The 4,689-nt window shown below is 63.0% G+C and carries 5 protein-coding genes; 3 read left to right on the forward strand and 2 right to left on the reverse strand.

Translation table 11 applies throughout. From position 1 onward, the window contains the following. The coding region (locus RKP46_RS09885) for a hypothetical protein (protein WP_311106489.1) at window positions 1–1,415 on the forward strand (1,415 nt) is incomplete at its 5' end. Window positions 1,416–1,437: 22 nt separating this feature from the next. On the opposite strand, the gene mog is transcribed toward RKP46_RS09885, so the two are convergent. Beyond that, the gene (gene mog, locus RKP46_RS09890; protein WP_311106490.1) at window positions 1,438–2,043 is read right to left on the reverse strand and encodes a molybdopterin adenylyltransferase; all 606 of its coding nucleotides are present in this window, start codon (window positions 2,041–2,043) and stop codon (window positions 1,438–1,440) included. Beyond that, window positions 2,018–2,557: a ribosome biogenesis factor YjgA gene (gene yjgA / locus RKP46_RS09895; RefSeq protein ID WP_311106491.1), complete on the reverse strand. Its 540-nt coding sequence runs from the start codon at window positions 2,555–2,557 to the stop codon at window positions 2,018–2,020. Before yjgA ends, mog begins: the two co-directional genes overlap by 26 nt. A gap of 114 nt (window positions 2,558–2,671) precedes the next feature. On the opposite strand from yjgA, the gene pmbA reads away from it, so the two are divergent. Together pmbA and RKP46_RS09905 are read left to right on the forward strand one after the other, a co-directional pair. Continuing rightward, window positions 2,672–4,045 (forward strand): metalloprotease PmbA, encoded by a 1,374-nt coding sequence (gene pmbA, locus RKP46_RS09900; RefSeq protein ID WP_311106492.1) that lies wholly within the window; start codon window positions 2,672–2,674, stop codon window positions 4,043–4,045. A 211-nt stretch (window positions 4,046–4,256) separates the two neighbouring features. Next, the coding region (locus tag RKP46_RS09905) for a twin-arginine translocation signal domain-containing protein (RefSeq protein ID WP_311106493.1) at window positions 4,257–4,689 on the forward strand (433 nt) is incomplete at its 3' end.

The raw sequence follows: 4,689 nt of genomic DNA on the forward strand, positions 1-4,689 counted from the left end.
TCGTGGACTGGTTCGATTCGCTGCGCAAGAGTTCCGGGTTCCGTCTCGACCAGTATTTTGACATCGTTCGTCAGCTCGACGACGCGGCGCAGCCGCATCTGCGCCGGCTGGCGCGCGACTATTTGGCGAAGCAGCCGCTGTCCAAGCTGGAGGAGGATCGTCTGTGGGCGACAAATTCCGGCTATTGGCAGTTGGTTGCCGGTCTCTATGTCGGATGCGTCGAACAGAGCCGAATCGATTCCAAGGGGAAAGGCGCAGAAGCGTTCAAGGCTTCCTTGCCGCTTGCCATGGCGCGTGCGCAAGCGGCGTACTACATGCAGATCAAGTGGCTGTCCTATCGCTATGGCCCGGTAGACCTGGACGTCTGGCGGCGGCTAGGGCAGATCTACCTGGAAGCCGAAGCGAACGGCCACGCGCAAAAGCCGCTGCAGCTTTATCCGTCGCAACGCGGGCTGATCAGCACCGGTCAGCTGTACCTGCACGCGATCGTCTTCTTTGCCTCTTCGATGGACAGTCTGGCACCTGCCCAGATCGAATTGGCCGACCGTCTGATTACCCACTTCCTGCCGAACTTCGTTCTCTCTACCGATTGCCGCAAGGACAGTGTGTATTGGCTTGACGCGGCGGCCGACTCTTTGCCGACCCGTCTGGCTCGCCACCCGGGAAATGCGCGACCCGGCTTGCGCTTCTTCACAGCGGGAGCCGCGCTGAAGTCGCTTGATGACCTGATGCACAAGGTGGAGCGGGGCGAACTGCCGGCCGATCTCGATCTCGGGGGCGAATACCCGGCGCGTGCCGTCCTCTCCGTACTGCGTCATCTGCACATCTACTGGGCAGCACAGCCGCCACGCAGGCGACACAAGCGGCATGCGGTGAAGACGCGGATGTCGGTGTTCACCGGTTTCGAGGACTGTTATGCTGTGGGTCTGGCGCCGGCTGCTGCATTGACCGAGAAAGCGGCTACGATCGAGAGCTGGGTCGTCGAGAACGTCAGTGTCGGCGGTTTTCAGGCGTGCTTTGCCGACAACTCGGGCGGCTCGGCGCGTCTGGGCAGGCTCTTGGTTGGCCGGGCGGACGGCAGCGCGACCTGGTTGCTTGGTGTCGCGCGGCGTTTCAATCGATTGCCCGGAGCGCGCGCCAGTCTGGGCGTCCAGTTGCTTTCCAATCAGGCGTTGAGTATCCGGCTGCAGCCGCGGCGCAGCGGCTTTTCGGCCGCTACCGCGATTCCGGGCATCTGGTTGCCGGTCGACGGGGAGCTCGCCGTGACGCGCATCGTCTTGCCGCTGGGCAGCTTCAACGTGCGCGAGAACCTGGAGTTCGTGCATGGCGGCTCGGTCCACCGACTGCTGCCGGTTGAACTGGAAGAAAGCGGCGCAGACTACGAAATCGCCCGCTTCAACGACGAGTCGAGCTAGGTAGCAGTGGCCTGGCGCCGGGTCAATGCTTGGTGCCACGCACGGCGGATTTTGGCCGGAAGGCCTTGACCACCTGGTCGACGGTTTCGACGAACGGGCCGCCGATCAGATCGAGGCAGTAGGGAACGGCAGCAAAAATGCCCTCGACCATGATGCGCCCATCGTCTGCCCGCACGCCTTCGAGCGTTTCCCGGATTGCCTTGGGCTGCCCGGGCAGGTTGATGATCAGCGCCTGACCGCGAACTACCGCGACTTGCCGTGAGAGGAGCGCGGTCGGCACGAAATAGCGGCTGATTCGCCGCATTTCCTCGCCAAACCCTGGCAGGACCTTGTCGGCAACGGCCACGGTCGCCTCCGGTGTGAGGTCGCGCTTCGCCGGCCCGGTGCCGCCCGTGGTCAGCACGAGGTGGCAGCCTTGGCGATCGACGAGGTCGACCAACACTTGTTCGATCGCCGGACGATCGTCGGGAATCAGGTGTCGCGTGCAGCGCCACGGGCTGGCCAGGGCGCTGGCCAGCCACGTTTCGAGGGCCGGAAGTCCCTCATCCGGGTATACCCCCTGTGATGCCCGGTCACTGATCGATACAAGTCCGATCAGCAATTCACCGTTGCTCGTCGTGTTCGTCATTCGCGGTCTCCAGGTCAGCGGGCGCCAGTTCCCGCAACTCGCGGTAAAGGGCCCGGAAGCTGCGCGGTGGCTTGTCCTGCGCCTGTTCGAGCAGGGCAGAACGGCGCAGCGAACGCAAGCGCTGCAGGTCGAGCGCCGGGAACTCGTTGGCCATGCGTTGCAGCGTCCGCTCGTCGGCCAGAATGTCGGCGCGCAGTTGTTCAATTCGCTGCTGGCGTGCGACTTCCGAGGCCGCTTCACCGCGCACGACGGCAAGCGCCTGGCGCAGCGGTTCGGCATCGACCTGCCGCATCAGGCGACCAATGAACTGCATCTGGCGTCGCCGGGCGTCATTGTGTCGTTGCATTCCGCGTGCCGCGTCAACAGCAGCACGCAGGTCTTCCGGCAGTGGCATGCGCTGCAAGCGCTCGGCCGACAGGTCAACGAGCTGTTCACCGAGCGCCTGCAGATCCTCCATCATCCGCTTGCGGCGTGTCTTCGACAGCGGGACTGGGTCTTGTTCGCGCGCATTCATCGGCGTGCTTGCCTCTCTTAGCTGGCCGGAGGCAAGCCTGACGGCAGGATGCGAGGCGCTAGCGCTCCGGGGGAACTGCTATGATAACGGCTTTCTCCGCCGGCCAACGATCTCATGTCCGATGCCAATACGGCCGCTGGCCGCCAGTCGCGTTTCAGCTACCCCTTCGCAACGCTGCAGGAACTTGCCCGTGACGTTCTCGCCTACGCCGAGCGGCAGGGAGCAAGCGCTTGCGAGGTTGACGTTTCGGACGGTTTCGGACAGTCGGTCACTGTCCGCTGCGGTTCCGTCGAAACGATCGAGTTCAACCGCGACAAGGCGATTTCGCTGAGCGTGTATCTCGGGCAGCGCAAGGGTCAGGCGAGCACCTCGGTATTTTCTACGACGGCGCTGCGCGAAACGGTAGACGCCGCGCTCAGCATTGCCCGCTTCACTGCCCCCGATCCTTGCGCCGGTCTGCCTGAACGCGAGCTGCTGGCCATGGATTGCGCTCGCCTGCCATCGCTCGACCTCCATCATCCGTGGTCGCTTTCGGTCGAAGGCGCAGTCGAACTCGCGCAGCGCTGCGAGCAGGCAGCCTTCGCCTGCAGCCCGCAGATCAGCAATTCGGAAGGTGCTACGGTGTCGATCCAGGAAGGCCAGTTCGTCTCAGCCAACAGTCTGGGCTTCATTGGCGGTTTTCCGACGTCCCGGCATTATCTGGCGTGTTCGGTCATCGCTGGCAAGAGCGAACAGATGCAGCGTGACGAGTGGTTCGCCATCGCACGCGAGGCGCAGGCAATCGGATCTCCCGAAGCAATCGGGGAACAGGCCGCGCGGCGTGCGGTGGCTCGCCTCGGCGCACGCAAGATCAGAACCTGCCGCGTACCAGTCCTTTTCGAGGCGCCGCTGGCATCTTCGCTGATCGGCCACTTCGTGCATGCGGCGAGCGGCGGAAGCCTGTATCGCAAAACATCGTTTCTGGTCGACCGGCTGGGCAAACGCGTCTTTTCCCGCAAGGTACAGATCAGCGAGCGGCCGCATCTGGCGAAAGCGCTGGCCAGCACGTATTTCGACAGCGATGGTGTGGCAACGCGCGAGCGCGAAGTGGTCGAGGGTGGACGGCTGCAGGGCTATTTCCTGAGCGCCTACAGTGGGCGCAAGCTGGGTCTGCCGACTACCGGCAACGCCGGCGGTTGCCATAACCTCATCGTACGATCAGGAAAGCGCGACTTCCATGGCTTGCTCAAGAAGATGAACCGCGGTCTGCTGGTGACCGATCTGCTGGGTCATGGCGTGAACTATGTGACCGGCGACTATTCGCGCGGGGCGGCTGGTTTCTGGGTCGAAAATGGCGAGATTGCCTACCCGGTGGAGGAGATCACCATTGCCGGTAACCTGACCGAGATGTTCCGGAACGTCGCGGCCGTTGGCAACGACGTGCTGATCAGAGGCTCGAAGCAGGTCGGCTCGCTCCTCATCGAACAGATGAAGGTGGCCGGCAAGTAGGCTGATACACGCTCGATCAGTCAGGCTTTCCGACCGCTTTCCTGCTTTTTTCCGCGCCATCCGACCACCGACGGGTGAGCAGACGCACCGGGTTGACGCTGGGTGAGGCTCGTGCTCAACCCCGGACAGGCCAAGACCATTATCCATACACGACTGATTTCGCTATAATCGGCGCGCAACTCGTCTACAACAACCTTAAAGGAGACAAATCGTGGAAAGACGTTCGTTCCTGAAAAACGCCGGCGTTGGTCTGGCGGCCGGAAGCCTGGCCATGCCGGCGATTGCCCAGAATGCTCCAACGATCAAGTGGCGCCTGGCGTCGAGCTTTCCGAAAAGCCTCGATACGATCTACGGTGGCGCCGAACACATGGCCCGCCGGGTCGCCGAGGCAACCGGCGGGAAGTTCCAGATCCAGGTCTTCGCAGGCGGCGAAATCGTTCCCGGTCCGGCCGTGTTTGACGCGGTCAAGGATGGTACAGTCGAGATGGGTCACACGGTGTCGTACTACTTCTTTGGCAAGGATCCGACCTACGCGCTGGAGACAGCCGTTCCCTTCGGAATGACCAACCGCCAGATGGATGCGTGGATCCGGCACGGCAACGGCGCCAAGCTGCTCGGCGAGTTCTTTGCCAAGTCGAACATTC

The sequence above is a fragment of the Accumulibacter sp. genome (assembly GCF_031732815.1).
In the GTDB taxonomy this organism is placed as follows: Bacteria; Pseudomonadota; Gammaproteobacteria; order Burkholderiales; family Rhodocyclaceae; genus Accumulibacter.

Excerpts from the sequence above, each read along its gene's own strand:
- mog (WP_311106490.1), bottom strand. The coding sequence starts at position 2,043 with ATGACGAACACGACGAGCAACGGTGAATTGCTGATCGGACTTGTATCG.
- yjgA (WP_311106491.1), bottom strand. The coding sequence starts at position 2,557 with ATGAATGCGCGCGAACAAGACCCAGTCCCGCTGTCGAAGACACGCCGC.
- pmbA (WP_311106492.1), top strand. The coding sequence starts at position 2,672 with ATGTCCGATGCCAATACGGCCGCTGGCCGCCAGTCGCGTTTCAGCTAC.